The 17,638-nt window shown below is 66.6% G+C and carries 16 protein-coding genes; 5 read left to right on the forward strand and 11 right to left on the reverse strand.

What is annotated here, in order from left to right; genetic code table 11:
- Positions 1 to 158: 158 nt before the first annotated feature.
- A complete protein-coding gene (ppsR, locus tag DFQ59_RS18025) occupies positions 159 to 977 on the reverse strand; it encodes a posphoenolpyruvate synthetase regulatory kinase/phosphorylase PpsR (RefSeq protein WP_114281129.1) in 819 nt (272 codons plus the stop codon).
- 70 nt (positions 978 to 1,047) lie between these two features.
- On the opposite strand from ppsR, the gene ppsA reads away from it, so the two are divergent.
- Together ppsA and DFQ59_RS18035 are read left to right on the forward strand one after the other, a co-directional pair.
- The gene (gene ppsA / locus DFQ59_RS18030) at positions 1,048 to 3,426 is read left to right on the forward strand and encodes a phosphoenolpyruvate synthase (RefSeq protein WP_114281130.1); all 2,379 of its coding nucleotides are present in this window, start codon (positions 1,048 to 1,050) and stop codon (positions 3,424 to 3,426) included.
- A 256-nt stretch (positions 3,427 to 3,682) separates the two neighbouring features.
- A complete protein-coding gene (locus tag DFQ59_RS18035; protein ID WP_114281131.1) occupies positions 3,683 to 5,026 on the forward strand; it encodes a class II 3-deoxy-7-phosphoheptulonate synthase in 1,344 nt (447 codons plus the stop codon).
- A gap of 126 nt (positions 5,027 to 5,152) precedes the next feature.
- On the opposite strand, the gene DFQ59_RS18040 is transcribed toward DFQ59_RS18035, so the two are convergent.
- Both DFQ59_RS18040 and DFQ59_RS18045 read right to left on the reverse strand, forming a co-directional pair.
- Positions 5,153 to 5,518 (reverse strand): type 1 pili tip component, encoded by a 366-nt coding sequence (locus DFQ59_RS18040; RefSeq protein ID WP_114281132.1) that lies wholly within the window; start codon positions 5,516 to 5,518, stop codon positions 5,153 to 5,155.
- 22 nt (positions 5,519 to 5,540) lie between these two features.
- Positions 5,541 to 6,086, reverse strand: coding sequence for a DUF1269 domain-containing protein (locus tag DFQ59_RS18045; protein ID WP_114281133.1), 546 nt, complete (start codon positions 6,084 to 6,086; stop codon positions 5,541 to 5,543).
- Positions 6,087 to 6,224: 138 nt separating this feature from the next.
- On the opposite strand from DFQ59_RS18045, the gene DFQ59_RS18050 reads away from it, so the two are divergent.
- Together DFQ59_RS18050 and DFQ59_RS18055 are read left to right on the forward strand one after the other, a co-directional pair.
- Positions 6,225 to 6,899 carry an MBL fold metallo-hydrolase gene (locus DFQ59_RS18050; RefSeq protein ID WP_114281134.1) on the forward strand — a complete coding sequence of 225 codons (675 nt, stop codon included), beginning with the start codon at positions 6,225 to 6,227 and terminating at the stop codon, positions 6,897 to 6,899.
- A 121-nt stretch (positions 6,900 to 7,020) separates the two neighbouring features.
- Positions 7,021 to 7,746, forward strand: a complete 726-nt coding sequence (locus tag DFQ59_RS18055; RefSeq protein WP_114281135.1) for a helix-turn-helix domain-containing protein — start codon at positions 7,021 to 7,023, stop codon at positions 7,744 to 7,746.
- 140 nt (positions 7,747 to 7,886) lie between these two features.
- Here DFQ59_RS18055 and DFQ59_RS18060 read toward each other — a convergent pair whose 3' ends face one another.
- The 8 genes from DFQ59_RS18060 to map form a co-directional block, all read right to left on the reverse strand.
- Positions 7,887 to 8,405, reverse strand: a complete 519-nt coding sequence (locus tag DFQ59_RS18060; protein ID WP_245937317.1) for a GDSL-type esterase/lipase family protein — start codon at positions 8,403 to 8,405, stop codon at positions 7,887 to 7,889.
- Positions 8,406 to 8,541: 136 nt separating this feature from the next.
- Complete coding sequence (gene dapE, locus DFQ59_RS18065; RefSeq protein ID WP_114281137.1) at positions 8,542 to 9,687, reverse strand: succinyl-diaminopimelate desuccinylase; 1,146 nt, start codon at positions 9,685 to 9,687, stop codon at positions 8,542 to 8,544.
- Positions 9,684 to 10,028: an ArsC family reductase gene (locus DFQ59_RS18070; protein WP_114281138.1), complete on the reverse strand. Its 345-nt coding sequence runs from the start codon at positions 10,026 to 10,028 to the stop codon at positions 9,684 to 9,686. Before DFQ59_RS18070 ends, dapE begins: the two co-directional genes overlap by 4 nt.
- Before the next feature lie 207 nt (positions 10,029 to 10,235).
- A complete protein-coding gene (gene dapD / locus DFQ59_RS18075; RefSeq protein ID WP_114281139.1) occupies positions 10,236 to 11,057 on the reverse strand; it encodes a 2,3,4,5-tetrahydropyridine-2,6-dicarboxylate N-succinyltransferase in 822 nt (273 codons plus the stop codon).
- Positions 11,058 to 11,238: 181 nt separating this feature from the next.
- Positions 11,239 to 12,429, reverse strand: a complete 1,191-nt coding sequence (dapC, locus tag DFQ59_RS18080; RefSeq protein WP_114281140.1) for a succinyldiaminopimelate transaminase — start codon at positions 12,427 to 12,429, stop codon at positions 11,239 to 11,241.
- Positions 12,430 to 12,602: 173 nt separating this feature from the next.
- Positions 12,603 to 12,800, reverse strand: coding sequence for an Alvin_2107 family globule sulfur oxidation protein (locus DFQ59_RS18085; RefSeq protein WP_114281164.1), 198 nt, complete (start codon positions 12,798 to 12,800; stop codon positions 12,603 to 12,605).
- Between the two features lie 304 nt (positions 12,801 to 13,104).
- Positions 13,105 to 15,765, reverse strand: a complete 2,661-nt coding sequence (gene glnD, locus DFQ59_RS18090; protein WP_114281141.1) for a [protein-PII] uridylyltransferase — start codon at positions 15,763 to 15,765, stop codon at positions 13,105 to 13,107.
- An 8-nt stretch (positions 15,766 to 15,773) separates the two neighbouring features.
- Entirely contained in the window at positions 15,774 to 16,541 is a 768-nt protein-coding gene (gene map / locus DFQ59_RS18095; RefSeq protein ID WP_114281165.1) for a type I methionyl aminopeptidase, read from the reverse strand.
- Between the two features lie 240 nt (positions 16,542 to 16,781).
- On the opposite strand from map, the gene rpsB reads away from it, so the two are divergent.
- The gene (rpsB, locus tag DFQ59_RS18100; protein ID WP_114281142.1) at positions 16,782 to 17,582 is read left to right on the forward strand and encodes a 30S ribosomal protein S2; all 801 of its coding nucleotides are present in this window, start codon (positions 16,782 to 16,784) and stop codon (positions 17,580 to 17,582) included.
- Positions 17,583 to 17,638 lie beyond the last annotated feature (56 nt).

Raw genomic sequence — 17,638 nt, forward strand, 5'->3', positions numbered from 1 at the left:
CCTCTGTGTGCTGGTTCTCTGCGTGCCCTTCGTGACTTCGTGGTGAGCCCTTTGGAGCGCCCGCCCGGGCCGGTGGCATCCGTCCTTGCATGATACTGATAGGATCGATAAATTCGGCTTATGTTGCGGTACAATATCCAGCCGGCGGGCGGGGCGTCTCAGAAATGCTGGCGCTGGATGCCGGTTTCGGCCATCACCGTGGTGGCGATCTCCTCGATGGAGCGGTTGGTGGTGTCGATGAAGGGCATCCGTTCGCTGCGGAACATCTGCTGGATGCGCCGCACCTCGTCCCGGCACTGCTGGGGCGAGGCGTAGCGGCTGTTGGGGCGGCGCTGTTCGCGGATCTGCTGCAGCCGCCGGGCATCGATGAGCAGGCCGAACAGTTTCTTTTTGTAGGGAATCAGCACGCTGGGCAGGGCGTCGCGATCCAGGTCCTCCTCGGTCAGCGGGTAGTTGGCCGCGCGCACCCCGAACTGCAGGGCCAGGTAGAGGCAGGTGGGCGTCTTGCCCGAGCGGGAGACGCCCAGCAGGATGATGTCCGCCGCGCCGTAGTGCTGGGTGCTGACGCCGTCGTCATGGGCCAGGGCGTAGTTGACCGCCTCGATGCGGGCGTTGTAGATGGCGAAATCGCCGACGCCGTGGGAGCGTCCGACCTTGTGGGTGGACTCCACCCCGAGTTCCTGCTCCAGGGGACCGATGAAGGTGTCGAAGAAGTCCAGCATGAGCGCCTGGCTACGGGAGACGATGACCCGGATTTCGTCATCCAGCAGGGTGCTGAAGACGATGGGGCGCTGGCCCTCGTGGGCATGGGCGTCCTCGATGAGGCGCACGAGCTTGCGGGCCTTCTCGGGCGTATCGAGATAGGGCAGCCGGACCAGGTTGAACTCGATGTTCTCGAACTGGGTCAGCAGGCTGTGGCCCAGGGTCTCGGACGTGATGCCGGTGCGGTCGGAAATGAAGAAGACGGTTCGTGCCACTGTCTGAAGTCTCGTCATCAGGGGACGGGTGGCTGAGTATTGATCAATTGAGGCAAGAGGGAGAAATCCGGTGCAAGACTACGTAGTGTGGTTCAACGAAGTCGGAATGGATGACGTTGAACGCGTGGGTGGCAAGAACGCCTCGCTGGGCGAGATGATCAGCAACCTCGCTTCCGCCGGGGTCCATGTCCCCGGCGGCTTCGCCACCACGGCCACCGCCTACCGCGAGTTTCTCGAAACCGGCGGCCTGGCGGAACGCATCCACGATGCACTGGATCGCCTCGACGTGGACGACGTGGAGACGCTGGCCGGCACCGGCGCCGAGATCCGCCAGTGGATCGTGGACGCGCCGTTCAAGCCCGAACTGGAGCAGGCCATCACCGGCGCCTTCCGGGAACTCGAGTCGCGCGAGGGGGAGGGCATCGCCGTGGCGGTACGCTCCTCCGCCACCGCCGAGGACCTGCCGGACGCCTCCTTCGCCGGGCAGCAGGAGACCTATCTCAACGTGCGCGGCCTGGACAGCGTGCTGCTGGCCGTGAAGCACGTCTTCGCCTCGCTGTTCAACGACCGCGCCATCGCCTACCGGGTGCACAAGTCGTTCGACCACCGCCAGGTGGCGCTGTCCGCCGGCATCCAGCGCATGGTGCGCAGCGAGAGCGGCGCCAGCGGCGTGATGTTCACCATGGATACCGAGTCGGGCTTCAACGACGTGGTGTTCATCACCGCCGCCTACGGACTGGGCGAGACCGTCGTCCAGGGCGCGGTGAACCCCGACGAGTTCTACGTCCACAAGCCGACCCTGTCCGCCGGGCGCCCGGCGGTGCTGCGCCGGAACCTGGGCGGCAAGGCCATCAAGATGATCTACACCGACGACACCGGGCATGGGCGCAGCGTGGCCACCGTGGACGTCGCGGACGCCGACCGGCGCCGGTTCTGCATCAACGACGCGGATGTGGAGGAACTCGGCCGGATGGCGCTCACCATCGAGCGGCACTACGGCCGGCCCATGGACGTGGAGTGGGCGAAGGACGGCGACGACGGCCGCCTCTACATCGTCCAGGCCCGTCCGGAGACGGTGAAGAGCCGCGACTCCGGCCGGGTCATCGAGCGCTATCACCTGAGCGGCAGCGGTCCGGTATTGGCGCAGGGCCGCGCCATCGGCCAGCGCATCGGCAAGGGCGCGGCGCGCATCCTCAACGACATCCGCGACATGCACAAGGTGCAGCCGGGCGACGTGCTGGTCACCGACATGACCGACCCCGACTGGGAGCCGATCATGAAGCGGGCCTCGGCCATCGTCACCAACCGCGGCGGGCGCACCTGTCATGCGGCCATCATCGCCCGTGAGCTCGGCATTCCCGCCGTGGTGGGCTGCGGCGACGCCACGGAAAAGGTGGCCGACGGGGCCGAGGTCACCGTCTCCTGCGCCGAGGGCGACACCGGCAACATCTACGCCGGCCTGCTCGATTTCAACATCAAGACCATCGAGCTGGACAAGATGCCGCCGCTGCCGTTCAAGATCATGATGAACGTGGGCAATCCGGATCGCGCCTTCGATTTCCAGTTCCTGCCCAACGCCGGCATCGGCCTGGCGCGGCTGGAATTCATCATCAACCGCATGATCGGCATTCACCCGAAGGCCCTGCTCAACTATGCCGACATGCCCGCCGACCTGAAGGCGACCATCGACGACTACACTTCCGGCTACGCGGACCCGGTGAGCTACTACGTGGATCGCCTGGCCGAGGGCATCAGCACCCTGGCCGCGGCGTTCCATCCGAAGCCGGTCATCGTGCGCATGTCCGACTTCAAGTCCAACGAGTACGCCAACCTCATCGGCGGCGACCAGTTCGAGCCCCACGAGGAGAATCCCATGCTGGGCTTCCGCGGCGCCTCGCGCTATGTCTCCGAGAGCTTCCGCGACTGCTTCGATCTCGAGTGCCGGGCGCTGAAGCGGGTGCGCGACGAGATGGGGCTCACCAACGTGGAGATCATGATCCCGTTCGTGCGCACCCCGGACGAGGCCGCCCAGGTGGTCGAGCTGCTGGCAGCCAACGGGCTGGAGCGCGGCGTGAACGGACTGCGCCTCATCATGATGTGCGAGATCCCGGCCAACGCGCTCATCCCCGACGAGTTCCTGAAGCATTTCGACGGCTTCTCCATCGGCTCCAACGACCTGACCCAGCTGACCCTGGGGCTGGACCGCGACTCGGGCCTCATCGCCCACCTGTTCGACGAGCGCAACCCGGCGGTGAAGGCGTTGCTGGGACGGGCCATCGAGGCCTGCCGCGCCCAGAACAAGTATGTGGGCATCTGCGGCCAGGGACCCTCGGATCACCCGGACCTGGCCAAGTGGCTCATGGAGCAGGGGATCGACAGCGTGTCCCTCAACCCCGACTCGGTTCTGGAGACCTGGATCTACCTGGCGGAGAACGTGTCCGCTGCCTGATGGCTGCCCGCGGCGGGAGGCGCTGATGCCTCCCGCCGCTGCGTGGCGGCCCGGCAAGGCTGTCGGTCCATGGCCCGCGCGGATTGCGCAGCTTGCCGGTCTCAACCCGCAGTTCCCGCCCGTCGGCAGGCCGGCCCGGGCTCCCGGCGTGGCGTCCGGGCATCAGTCAGTGCTGGTCATGAAATGTAACCCGCTGCATAATTGACAATTTTTCGGGATCGGCCAGTGGGCCGGCCCCCCTGGAAACCGTGACGTGATGAACGACTGGACACCCACATCCTGGCAGGCCAGGCCGGCCGCCCAGCAGGCCACCTATCCCTCGGAAGAGGCCCTCAACCGCATGGTGGCGCAGCTCTCCAACCTGCCGCCGCTGGTCACTTCCTGGGAAGTGGAGGCGCTGAAGTCGCAGCTGGCGGAAGCGGCCGAGGGGCGGCGTTTCGTGCTCCAGGGAGGGGACTGCGCGGAGAATTTCGACGACTGCTCCTCGCCCATCATCACCAACAAGCTCAAGATCCTGCTGCAGATGAGCCTGCTGCTGGTGCACGGGCTGCGCAAGCCAGTGACCCGGGTGGGCCGCATCGCCGGGCAGTTCGCCAAGCCCCGCTCGGCCGACCTGGAGACCCGCGACGGGGTCACCCTGCCGAGCTACCGGGGTGACCTGGTGAACGGCCCCGACTTCACCGAGGCCGACCGCACGCCCGATCCCGTCCGCCTGATGCGCGGCTACGGACGGGCGGCCATGACGCTGAACTTCATCCGCGCCCTGGTGGACTGCGGCTTCGCCGACCTGCATCACCCCGAGAACTGGAACCTGGAGTTCGTGAAGCACTCGCCGCTGGCCGACGACTACCAGCGGGTGGTGGACTCCCTGGGCGGCTCCCTGCGCTTCATGGAGACCCTGGCCGGCTCCCGCGTCGACGCCCTGGGGCGGGTCCAGTTCTTCACCAGCCACGAGGGCCTGCACCTGCACTACGAGCAGGCCCAGACCCGGCAGGTGCCCCATCGAACCGGCTGGTACAACCTCTCCACCCATCTGCCCTGGATCGGCCTGCGCACCGCGGACGTGGATGGCGCCCACGTCGAGTACTTCCGCGGCATCAGCAATCCCATCGGCGTGAAGGTGGGGTCGGGCATGTCCACGGAGTGGGTCCAGGCGCTGGTGGAGATCCTCAATCCCGACGATGAGCCCGGGCGCCTGATCCTGATTCACCGCTACGGCGCGGGCAAGATCGCCGACGGTCTGCCCGGCCTTATCGAGGCGGTCCGGGCCACGGGCAAGCGCGTGCTGTGGATGTGCGATCCCATGCACGGCAATACCGAGACCACCTCCAACGGCTACAAGACCCGCCGCTTCGAAAACATACTCTCGGAGCTGGAACAGTCCTTCGACATCCACGCCGAGCTCGGCAGCCACCTGGGTGGAGTGCACTTCGAGCTCACCGGGGATGATGTCACCGAGTGCGTGGGGGGAGCCCGGGGCCTGGGCGAGGCGGATCTGGTGCGTGCCTACCGGACCCAGGTGGATCCGCGCCTGAACTACGAGCAGGCACTGGAGATGGCCATGCGCATCGTGCGCAAGATGGGGCCCGGCGGCAACTAGTCGGGCAGCGAATCAGGCGACGGGGCAACTGCCAGGCGCCGGCGGGTTGTCCGGCTGGCGGCGATGGCCCGGGTCGGAGACCTGTCCGCCCGCGCATCGCTGCCGCGGCGGGACCGGTCCGGGCTCTCAGCCGGTGGACTCCTGGGGCGCCCCTTCCTCCGTCGCGTCACCGCTCAGCAGGGCTGAATACTTGCGGGTCAGATCGACGAAACGGCGGCTGGGGCCCAGGTCCTCGTAGATGGGATCGCCGAATTCGTCCTCGGCAACCACCCGTGGCCCCTGGAGATAGGGGAAACTCGCTTCCAGCTCGTCCAGGGCGGCCGACAGCAGTTCGGTGACGAGCTGGGCCTCGGATTTGCGCGGGTACATCTCCGCCAGCGCCGCCAGGCGGGCGGCGTCCTTCACCGGCAGCCGCACAGCGAATTCCCGCGCGGTCATGTCTCCGGCGGAATGCTCCTCCAGTTCCTTCAGCAGTCGCTTGATTGTCGTCATGGTCCCTCCGTGCAGGTGACCGTCAGGGTGTTTCCTCGTTCGATTCCACGCCGGCTGCCGGGTTCCCCGCGGCTGTCGGATGGCTGACGCCGATGTCGGCGTCGGGCTCCACCTCCCGGATCAGGGCGGTGATCTCCTCCAGGCGGGTGCGCGGCACCTCCACCAGCAGCAGCAGCCGGCCCGCGGCGATGGCCTCCTCGTACTCCGCGAGCTTGCGGTTCGGGATATCCTTCGCCACCAGGCCGGCCACCAGGGCCCCGGCTCCGGCGCCGGCGAGTGCCGCCGCCAGGATGGCTCCCCCGCCCAGCAGCAGGCCCGCGGGGGGGAAGGTCACCGCCAGCAGTCCGCCCAGCAGGCCGGCCGCGCCCCCGACCCCGAGTCCATATTCGACGCCGCGGGCGAATTCGCTGCGCTGCAGGAACGTGGCCTCGTGCAATCCTTCCAGGGGGGTCGTGTGATTGGCGATGACATGGAGATGGCGGTCGGGAATGTCGGCCCCGGACAGGGCCTCGACCACGGCCTTGCAGGTGTCGGTGTCCGGCAGCAGCAGGTGCAGGGTGCGCGTCATGATCCCCTCGGACGTAAAGCCGGTCTCACTGCTTAACAATAGACCACCGCTGTTGATTGCGGCAGTCCCCCGGTTGTGGGATCGTTACCGGGGGCGCGTTCCGGCGATTGACGCGGCAGACAGGCGGGAAGAGGGAATATGAACATCGAGTGCTTCACCGTGGGATTGTTCCAGGTCAACACCTACCTGGTCCGGGACGAAGCCAGCGGGGCGTGCGCCATCATCGATACCGGCGAGTCGGACGAGTTGGTGCGCCGGCTGGAGGCGCTCGATCCCCGCCCCGACGTGCGGGCGATCCTGCTGACCCACGGCCACGTGGATCACGCGGGCGCCCTGGTGACCCTGCAGCAGCACTTCGATGCGCCCACCTATCTTCCGGCGCTCGAGCGGCCCCTGTTCGAAGCGCTTCCCAGCCAGGGTGACTGGTTCGGCATGCCCCAGCTCAATCGCCGCTGCGGACGTATCGATCATGAGGTGGAAGACGGCGCCAGCGTCACCCTGGGCGAAACCACCCTGCATTTCCTCTCCACCCCGGGACACACCCCGGGGCAGGGCTGCTGGTATACCGACACGGACATCTTCGTGGGCGACACCGTATTCTCCGGCAGCATCGGCCGCACGGACTTCCCCATGAGCGACCCGGACCTGATGCACGAGAGCCTGCGCCGGCTGTTCAGGCTCCCGGGCCAGCTGCGCGTCCACTCCGGTCACGGTCCGGTGACGACCCTCGGGAGTGAGCTTCGCGACAACCCGTTCCTCGGTTTTCTGCGCCGGGAACTGGGGTTGCCGGAGGGACAGTCCTTCGCCTGGTGACGGGCCGGCCGGACAATGGCGGTGCATTCCGGCGGAACGCGTAAAAAACGGGCTGGATTCACGAACCGAGGCTGTTAGACTAGGTCTAATATTGTGTCAATGACTGCCCACCATAGCGACCATGGCCAAGAGCTCTGCAAATATCCGCCTCGTGCACGTCAAGCGCGCGTGCGAGGAGTGCGCCGTCCGGCGCCTGTGCCTGCCCACCAGCCTGGCCGAGTCCGATCTCGAATCCCTGAGCAGCCTGGTCCAGCGCCGCGGCCCCTTCCAGAAGGGTGACCTGATCTACCGTGCCGGGGAGGATTTCAATTCCCTGTTCGCCCTGCAGAGCGGCTCGGTGAAGACCTACGGCCTGACCCACGATGGCGAGGAGCAGATCACCGGTTTCCACCTGGTGGGCGAACTGCTGGGAATGGATGCCATCGGCAACGAGGTGCATCCCTGCAACGCCATCGCCCTGGAGACCACCTGGGTCTGCGAGATGCCCTACGCCAAGCTCTCCGAGCTGGCCGAGCTGGTGCCCGGACTGCAACGGGAGATGTTCCGCGTACTGGGCAAGGAGATTCGCCAGGACGAGCATGCCCTGATGCTGGTGCGGCGGTTGCGGGCCGAGCAGCGGGTGATGCGCTTCCTCAACAGCCTCTATCAGCGCATGCGTGAACGCTATGGCCTGATCGAGGAGATCCCGTTGCCCATGAGCCGCGAGGATATCGCCAACTACCTCGGCCTGGCTCCCGAGACCCTGAGCCGTGCGCTGACCAAGTTGCGCAACGACGGGGTCATCGATGTCACCACCCGCAGCGTCCGCTTCCTCGACATGGTGGCCGTCTGCCGGCTGGCGTGTTAGGACACGCGGCCCCGATTCTATCGCCACGGCGCACACGGAGAATGCCGGGGATCCGCCGAAGAAACCCCGGTCAGTGCAATTGTCTGCGGTAGGGTTGAAGAGGTATCCGGCCTTGCCGGGGCGTTGAAGGTCGGAGCGGACTATTCCGGCAGGGCGCCGCTCTTCCGCAGAAGCACTTCCACGGCCGCCGCCAGCGCCCCGTAGCCGGCGCCGTTCAGGTGCACGGCATCCGCCTTGAGCGTCTCCTCACCCTCCAGTTCCGCCAGCGCCTCCGCCTCCAGGGGCACCCCGGCCTGCTCCGCGACCTCCCGGTACAGCGTGGGCACCGAGAGCAGCAGCCCGGGCCTGGGCACCCCGATGAGCGCCACCGCCGCACCGCTTGCCTGCGCCAGCTTCACCATCCGCGACAGGTTGCGTTGCAGCGTCTTCCCGCTCTCCAACCGCAACAGATCGTTGCCGCCGTGGCAGATGAGCACCAGGGCGGGGCGATGGCGTTCCAGGAGCGCCGGCAGGCGTTCGACGCCCGCGCTGCTGAGCTCGCCGGGACGACCGGCGTTGATTACCCTCAGCCCGGTACGGCGGGCGAGCTGTTCCGGGTAGCCCAGTCCGGGGGCGGCGCCGGTGCCGTAGGTGAGGCTGTCGCCGAAGGCCAGCACCACGGCACCCGGCTCCAGGAGCGGCAGCCGGGTTGGCTCCGCACACCCGGAGAGAAGCAGGAGGAGAGCGAGTACTGGGAGCCGTGTCCGGCCGGACGCACAGGCGGAGGATGCCCCGCGTCCGCGACCGGGCACCGCGTCAGGAGGGGGCCAGCAGGCGTTCCAGGATGCCTTCATAGATCAGCGACAGGCGATCGAGATCCGCCCCGATCACGTGTTCGTCCACCTTGTGGATGGAGGCGTTCACCGGTCCGAGCTCCACCACCTGGGCGCCCGTGGGGGCGATGAAGCGTCCGTCGGAAGTGCCGCCGGCGGTGGAGAGGCGGGTCGGCTCGCCGGTGGTATCCGCCACCGCGGCGCAGGCCGCCTCCACCAGGGCGCCGGCGGGGGTCAGGAACGGATTGCCGCTCAGGTTCCAGCTGAGATCGTAGGTCAGCTTGTGGCGCTGGAGGATTGCTCCCACCCGTGCTTCCAGTTCCGTCTGGGTGACGGCGGTGGAGAAACGGAAGTTGAACTGCACCTCCAGATCTCCGGGAATCACGTTGGTGGCCCCGGTGCCGGCGTGGATGTTGGAGACCTGGAAGGTGGTGGGCGGGAAATCCCCGCTGCCCTCGTCCCAGGTGGTGGCGGCCAGTTCCGCCAGGGCCGGCGCGAAACGGTGGACCGGGTTGTCCGCCAGGTGCGGGTAGGCCACGTGCCCCTGCACGCCGTGCACCACGAGCCGGCCGCCGAGGGAGCCCCGCCGGCCGTTCTTGATGACGTCGCCGAGCCGCTCCTCGCTGGAGGGCTCTCCCACCAGGCACCAGTCCATCTTTTCGCCGCGGGCCTCCAGGTGCTCCACCACTCGCACCGTGCCGTCCACGGCGGGGCCCTCCTCGTCGGCGGTGATGAGGAAGGCGATGGCGCCGGCCGGTTCAGGGTGGCGGATGAGGAACCGTTCGACGGCGGTGACCATGGCGGCGATGCTGCCCTTCATGTCGGCCGCGCCGCGGCCGTAGAGAATGCCGTCGCGAATCTCGGGTGTGAAGGGGGGGGAGCTCCAGCGTGCCTCGGGACCGGGCGGCACCACGTCGGTATGACCGGCGAAGGCGAGAACCGGACCCTGTTCACCGCGCCGGGCCCAGAAATTCTCCACTGCGCCGAAACGCAGCCGCTCCGTGCGGAAGCCGAGCCGCTCCAGGCGCTCCAGGAGCAGGGCCTGGCACCCGGCGTCCTCGGGGGTGACCGATGGGCGCCGGATCAGCTCAAGCGCCAGTTCCAGGGTGGGGGAGAGGGCGCCGCTCACGGAAACAGCCTTCCGTAGGCATCCGCGGAAAACCCAACCTCGCGCCGCTCGCCGAGATCCAGCACGGGGCGCTTGATGATGGTGGGATTGGCCGCCATCAGCCGCACCAGTCCCGCGGCATCCAGCCCTGTGCGCTCCGCCTCGGGAATCTTGCGCCAGCTGGGTCCCCGGCGGTTGATGAGCCTGTCCTCGCCCACCTCCGCGAGCCAGGCGCGAAAGCGCTCCGGATCGGTGCCGTCCGCCCGGAAGTCGTGGAATTGGTACTCCACCCCGCGCGCGTCCAGCCACCGGCGCGCCTTGCGCACCGTATCGCAGTTCCTGATGCCGTAGAGGGTGATCATTTTTTAAACATTCGGAATAGACAGGATTGACAGGATTTACATGATTATTGAGTCGAGCTGTTATACCGGGCGGATAGGGAATGCTCTCGCCACCCCGGAAACATCCAGTCGGCAGGGAAAATCAGCATCAAGCCGCGCTCACGGTGCCATCGCACTGAAGGCAAAAGCCAATCCTGTTAATCCTGTGAATCCTGTCTATCCAAAAGATCAGATATCCCGGAGCAGTTCGTTGATGCCCACCTTGCTGCGGGTCCTCTCGTCCACCTGCTTGACGATTACCGCGCAGTAGAGGCTGTACTTGCCGTCCTTGGAGGGCAGGTTGCCGGAGACCACCACCGAGCCCGGGGGAATGCGGCCGTAGGTGATCTCGCCGGTCTCGCGGTTGTAGATGCGGGTGCTCTGGCCGATGTAGACGCCCATGGAGATGACCGAGCCCTCGCCCACGATGACCCCTTCCACCACCTCGGATCGGGCGCCGATGAAGCAGTTGTCCTCGATGATGGTGGGGGCCGCCTGCAGCGGCTCGAGCACGCCGCCGATGCCGACGCCGCCGGAGAGATGGACGTTCTTGCCGATCTGGGCGCAGGAACCGACAGTGGACCAGGTGTCCACCATGGTGCCGGAGTCGACATAGGCGCCGATGTTCACGAAGGAGGGCATCAGCACCACGCTGGGGGCGATGTAGGCGCCCCGGCGCACGGTTGCGTCGGGCACCACGCGCACGCCGTCGCGGCGGAACATCTCGTCGCTGTAGGCGGCGTACTTGGACGGCACCTTGTCGTGGAAGCGGGTATAGCCGGCCTCGATGGTCTGGTTGTCCTCGAGCCGGAAGGAGAGCAGTACGGCCTTCTTCAGCCACTGGTTCACCTGCCAGTCGCCGTCGCGCTTCTCCGCCACCCGCAGCGCGCCGCGGTCGAGCTGCGCCAGCGCTTCCTGGACGGCATCGCGCACGTCCGCCGGGGCGTTTGCCGGGGTGAAGCTGGCCCGGTCCTCAAAGGCCTGCTCGATGATGTCCTGAATGTTGCTCATGTCCTTCCTCCGAGACTGCGGCGGCGACCCCGGGTCGCGGCGTGGTAATTGATAGGTGAAATCCTGTTGCATTGATTATGTTGCGGGTTAAGTATCAAGCGTTTCATACGGGGTGCCGCAAAATCGACCTGATACCTGTCCCTTATTCCTTGTCCCGTAATCAATCCCGTCCATTTGAATTCTATCCGAGAAAATCCCGTATCCGCTGCGCCGCCTCCACGCAGTCCTCCAGCGGCGCCACCAGGGCGATGCGCACGCGGCGCTCACCCGGGTCGCGGCCGGCGACGGGACGGGAGAGGTAGCTGCCGGGCAGGACGGTGACGTTGGTGCGGGCAAAGAGCTCGCGGGTGAACTCGGTGTCGGACACCGGCGTCTCCGGCCACAGGAAGAAGCCGCCCTCGGGGCGGTCGAGGGGGAGGGCGTCGGCGAGAATCTCCAGCACCGCATCGAATTTCTGCCGGTAGAGCTGCCGGTTGGCGCGCACGTGCGCCTCGTCACCCCAGGCCTTGGTGCTGGCGGCCTGCACGTGCAGCGGCATGGCGGAGCCGTGGTAGGTGCGGTAGAGGAGGAAGCGTTCGATAAGCCGCTGGTCACCGGCGACGAAGCCGGAACGCAGGCCGGGCAGGCTGGAGCGCTTGGAGAGACTGTTGAATACCAGGCAGCGCTCGAAGCCGGGGCGACCCAGCCGCTCCGCCACCTCCAGCAGACCCGGCGGCGGGCGCTCCTCGTCCAGGTAGATCTCGGAATAGCATTCGTCGGCCGCCACGACGAAGTCGTGCCGGTCGGCCAGCTCCAGCACCCGGGTCAGGAACGACTCCGGCAGCACGGCCCCGGTGGGGTTGCCGGGGTTGCACAGGTAGAGCAGCTGGCAGCGCGACCAGGTGCTCTCCGGGATCGAATCCAGGTCGGGCAGGAAGCCGGTTTCCGGCGGCGTGGCCAGGTAGCAGGGCTCCGCGCCGGCGAGCAGGGCCGCACCTTCGTATATCTGGTAGAAGGGGTTGGGCATGGCCACCAGCGGCTGGCGGGAGCGATCCACCAGCGCCTGGGCGACGGCGAACAGGGCCTCGCGGGTGCCGTTCACCGGCAGGATGTGGCGTTCGGGATCCACCCGTCCCGGCGCCAGCCCGTAGCGCCGGGTGAGCCACTCGGCCACGGCACCGCGCAACGCGGGCGTTCCCCGGGTGGCGGGATAGGCGGATACCCCGTGCAGGTGGGTGATCAGCTCCTCGAGGACGAAGCCCGGCGCGGCATGTTTCGGTTCGCCGATGGACAGCGGAATGGGGCCCAGTCCCGCAGGCGGCGTCACGCCGGCCTTCAACCGGGTCAGCTTCTCGAAGGGGTAGGGATGGAGTCGGTCGAGGTCGGGATTCATCTATCCGCACGGCGTGCCAAAACCCGAAGTATACGGGCTCGGAGCGGAGGGACCAATAATTGTGGGTGATGGGATAAGGAATTAAGGGATAAGGGGCGCGCCGTCCTGGATTCTCTGCCCGTCGCTCCGGGACCGCACCGCGGGGGCCGGTACCGGCCCCCGCGGTGCCGGGCTCAGCCCTTGATCCAGTTCTTGAAGTTGTCGAGGTTGTTCTCGCGACCGTCGGCGTAGCCCGCCTGGTAGGCGTCGGTGTCGGTCTGCTCCTCGCGCCCGGGGTTGTGCAGGAACCCGCTGGACCAGCCGGCGATGTATTCCGGGTCGACTTTCGCCTTCTCGAGCTGATCGACCGCTTCGTAATAGGTGTTGCTCATGGTCATTCCTCCGTTGGTTGTTATGGAATCGGGTCCAGCCGCGATTCCTCGTGCCGGATAACCCGAAAAGACCGACTAAAATGGTAAAGATATAATAACCAACGAATCCGCTCTGTCAATCTCTAGCAGCCTGTCGAACTTGAGCGATCGTAGCGAGCCGAGTGGGAGAGCGAGGACAGATGGGGCCGATTTTGAGGCGCATAGTGGGTCTATGTAACGAAAAATCGGTCCCATATGGGCCGCTGTCCCGCCGGCGCAGTAGATCAGCCTCAAGTCCGAGAGGCTGCTAGGTGGCGGCTGCGGTTCAGCTGTCCAGCTGGGTGCGGATGGCGGTGGCCAGGTGGCCCAGGCGATCGGCGTCCTGGAAGGGCAGGCCCTGGGGATCGGTGATGAAGAAGATGTCCTCCACCCGCTCCCCGAGGGTGGTGATCTTGGCGGTCTGCAGGCGCACGCCGTGTTCCATGAAGGCCCGGCCCACATGGGCCAGGAGCCCCGGCCGGTCGCCGGCGATGAGCTCCAGCACCGTGCGATGGTTGGTGGCGTCGGTGTAGAAGTTCACCTCGGTCCGGGTCCGGAAGTGGCGCAGATGGCGGTGGATCTGCCGGCTGACCTCCAGGGCCATGTCACCGGGGGAGGAAAGCACGTGCTCCAGCGCGGCGACGATCTCCGCGGCCCGCATGTCGCTCTGGATGGGCTGGCCGTCCTCTTCCAGGACGATGTAGGCATCCAGGGTGAAACCGGAGATTGAGGTGATGATGCGTGCGTCCACCACGTTGAGTCCCAGGCGCTCCAGGGCCGATGTGGTGGCGGCGAAGAGCTCTTCGCGGTGGTGGGTATAGATGAAGATTTCCGAGCCGCCGCGCCGGGTCTGGCGCCGGGCCAGCACCAGCGGTGTCCGGTCGCGCCCCCGTTCGAGGATGCTCTGGGTGTGGCGGGCGATCTCGTCGGCGGAGTAGCGCAGGAAGTAGTCCTCGCCCTGGTCGTTCCAGAAGGTGCGCACCTCCTCCGGATCCAGTCCGCTGCCCAGCAGCTGTCCGCGGGCGTCCTCCTGGACTTCGCGAATGCGATCGCTCTTGTCGATGGGGTTCTCCAGGCCGCGCCGCAGGGCCCGCTTGGTGGCCATGTAGAGCTCGTAGAGCAGGGACTCCTTCCAGCTGTTCCACAGGGTCGGATTGGTGCCCCGTATATCCGCCACGGTGAGCAGGTAGAGATAGTCCAGGTGCACCTGGTCGCGAACCTTGGCTGCGAAGGCGTTGATGACGTCCGGATCGGAGATGTCCTGGCGCTGGGCGGTCACCGACAGGACGAGGTGGTGCTGTACCAGCCAGGCCACAAGGCGGGCATCGTAGTTGCTCAGGCCATGGTGCAGGCAGAAGGTTTCGGCCTCTTCGGCTCCGATCTCGGAGTGGTCTCCGCCGCGGCCCTTGGCGATGTCGTGGAACAGGGCCCCGAGGTAGAGGAGCTCCAGCTTCGGGATGCGCCGGATCAGCTCGCTGCAGAGGGGAAACTCGTGGGTGAACTCCTCCACGCACAACCGGCGCAGGTTGCGCAGCACGAACAGGGTGTGCTCGTCCACCGTGTAGACGTGGAACAGGTCGTACTGCATCTGGCCGATGATGCGTCCGAACGCCGGGATGTAGACGCCGAGGACGCCGTAGCTGTTCATCCGCCGCAGCGCATGGGTGATTCCCTGGGGCTGGCGCAGCAGCTCCATGAACAGGCTGCGACTGGCGAGGTTGGCGCGGAAGTCGTCGTCGATGAGGTGGAGGTGGTCGCGGATGAGGCGGATGGTGGCCGCCCGCACCCCCTTGATCTCGGGATGCTGGGCCATGAGCAGGAAGATCTCCAGCAGCGCGGCGGGGCGGCGCCGGAAGACCCGGGGGCTGCTGGCCTCGATGAAGCCCTTGCGGAGCTGGAAACGGGCATTCAGCGGCTGGGGCCGCTCCTGGTCATCGGGATAGAGGATCGCCTCCTGGAACAGCTGCAGCAGCAGCTCGTTGAGCAGGCGCAGTTCCCGCACCGTGCGGTAGTAGCGCTTCATGAACTGCTCCACCGCCAGGTTGTGGTCGGCGTCGCGGTAGCCGAACTGTTCGGCGAGGGTGCGCTGGTGGTCGAACAGCAGGCGATCCTCGCGGCGACCGGTGACCAGGTGCAGGCCGAAGCGCACCCGCCACAGGAAGGCCTGCCCGTCGGACAGGGTGCGGTACTCCGCCTCGCTCAGAAAGCCGTGCTCCACCAGGCCGTAGAGCGTGTCGGCACCGAAGTGGCGCTTCGCCACCCAGCCGATCATGTGGATGTCCCGCAGGCCGCCGGGACTGCCCTTGACGTTGGGTTCCAGGTTGTAGCCGGTGTCGTGATACTTCCGGTGGCGCTGGATCTGCTCCTCCCGCTTGGCCTCGAAGAACTTCCGGCTGGGCCAGATGTGGTTCGGTCCGGCCCCGGCCCGCATGGCCCGGTAGAGGGGTTCGGGGCCGGCCAGGAGCCGGGCCTCCATCAGCGAGGTGGCGATGGTGATGTCCCGTTCCGCCTCGCGGGTGCAGTCCTGCAGGCTGCGGACGCTGTGGCCCACCTCCAGGCCGATGTCCCAGAGCAGGCGCAGAAAGCTCTCGATGGGGTCGCGCCAGGCGTCGTGATCATCGCCCCGCAGCAGGATCAGCAGATCCACGTCGGAGCAGGGAAAGAGCTCGCCGCGGCCGTAGCCGCCCACCGCCACCAGGGCCACCTCGGGGGAGTCCGCCAGCGCCAGGTGCCGCCAGGCGCGCACCACGAGGGTATCCACGAGGGCGGTCTGCTGGGTCACGAGCTCGCTGGCGTGGCAGCCATCCAGGTAACGCCGGCGCAGAACCTCCCGGCCGCTCTTCAGGGCGCCACGGAATGCCGTGACCGGGCTGCCGCCGCCGGTGAGCCGGGATTCCAGTCCCTCGCGGTCGAACAGTTCGCTGTCGGTGAGGGCGGTGGCTTCCATGGGCGCGCTCAGAGGGCCTCGTCCGGCCGCAGGGTGAGCACCTCGACCCCGTCGGGGGTGACCAGGAGGGTGTGCTCCCACTGCGCCGAGAGGCTGTGATCCTTGGTGACCACGGTCCAGCCGTCGCGCAGCATGCGGATCTGGCGCTTGCCGGCGTTGATCATCGGCTCGATGGTGAAGGTCATGCCCTCCCGCAGCACCATGCCCGTGCCCGGTTCGCCGTAATGCAGCACCTGGGGTTCCTCGTGGAATTTCTGGCCGATGCCGTGTCCGCAGTACTCCCGCACCACCGAGCAGTTGCTGGCTTCGGCATGCCGCTGGATGGCATTTCCGATATCCCCCAGGCGTACCCCCGGCTTCACCATCCGGATGCCCAGGTAGAGGCACTCCTGGCTCACCCGGCTGACCCGCTCGGCGATGATGGAGGGCTTTCCCACGAAGAACATGCGGCTGGTGTCGCCGTGATAGCCGTCCTTGATGACGGTGATGTCGATGTTGAGGATATCGCCGTTCTTGAGCACCCGCTCGCCGGGGATGCCGTGGCAGACCTGGTGGTTCAGCGAGGTGCAGATGGACTTGGGGAAACCGTGGTAGTTGAGCGGGGCGGGGATGGCGCCCTGCACGTTCACGATGTAGTCGTGACAGATGCGGTCGAGCTCCTCGGTGGTCACGCCGGCGTTGACGTGTGGTTCGATCATCACCAGCACCTCGGCGGCCAGGCGGCCCGCCACGCGCATCTTCTCGATTTCTTCCGGAGTCTTGATGGTAACGGTCATGTCGTTGAACTTATTGGTGATTCTGTGCGTTCGCAGGGGATCGCCGGGCGTGTGGAAACAGCCCCGCATTGTTGTGGGAAGCGAGCTATGGTATAAAGCGCGCCCTTGAATGGCAAACGAGTCCGGCACGCGCCGGGCCCAATCCACACACGCACCGGCACATGTGTCGGGGTGCCCGCCGCGGCGGGTCGGCCCATGGGGTGCGTGGAGGCTCAACCCGAAACACGAGGAAATCCACAGATGGCAGACATCACCATGCGACAGATGCTGGAGGCCGGCGCTCACTTCGGTCACCAGACCCGCTACTGGTGCCCGAAGATGGCCCCCTATATCTTCGGTCACCGGAACAAGATTCACATCATCAACCTGGAGCATACCCTCCCGTTGCTCCAGGACGCCATGAACTTCATGGGCAAGCTGGCCTCCAAGAAGGGCAAGATTCTCTTCGTCGGCACCAAGCGCGCCGCTTCCGAGAGCATCCGCCAGGAAGCCCAGCGCTGCGGCATGCCCTATGTCGACCATCGCTGGCTCGGCGGCATGCTCACCAACTTCCGCACCGTGAAGCAGTCCATCCGCCGTCTCAAGGAACTCGAGACGATGGCCGGCGACGGCACCTTCGATCGCCTGGGCAAGAAAGAGGTGCTGATGCTGACCCGCGAGCGCGACAAGCTCGAAAAGAGCCTGGGCGGAATCAAGGACATGCCCGGCCTGCCCGATGCCCTGTTCGTGGTGGATGTGGGCCACGAGAAAATCGCCATCAGCGAGGCGGCGAAGCTGGGGATCCCGGTGGTCGGTGTCGTTGACACCAACAACTCCCCCGACAACGTCGATTACGTGATTCCCGGCAACGATGACGCCATCCGCGCGGTGCAGCTCTACGTGCGCGCCGCCGCCGACGCCATCGTCGAGGCCCGCGCCCTGTCCATCAATGCCGGCGCGTCCGAGGACGATTTCGTCGAGGTCGAGGACGAGAACATCGTCGCCGAGGCGATGGAGAGCGGGGAAGAAGAGGCCAAGGCCGAGTCCGAAGCCGAGGCCTGATGCGATTGCCCACGGCCGGGCGGGGTGACCCGCCCGGCCGTTCGTGCATTGGTTTC

Source organism: Thioalbus denitrificans (assembly GCF_003337735.1).
GTDB lineage: Bacteria > Pseudomonadota > Gammaproteobacteria > DSM-26407 > DSM-26407 > Thioalbus > Thioalbus denitrificans.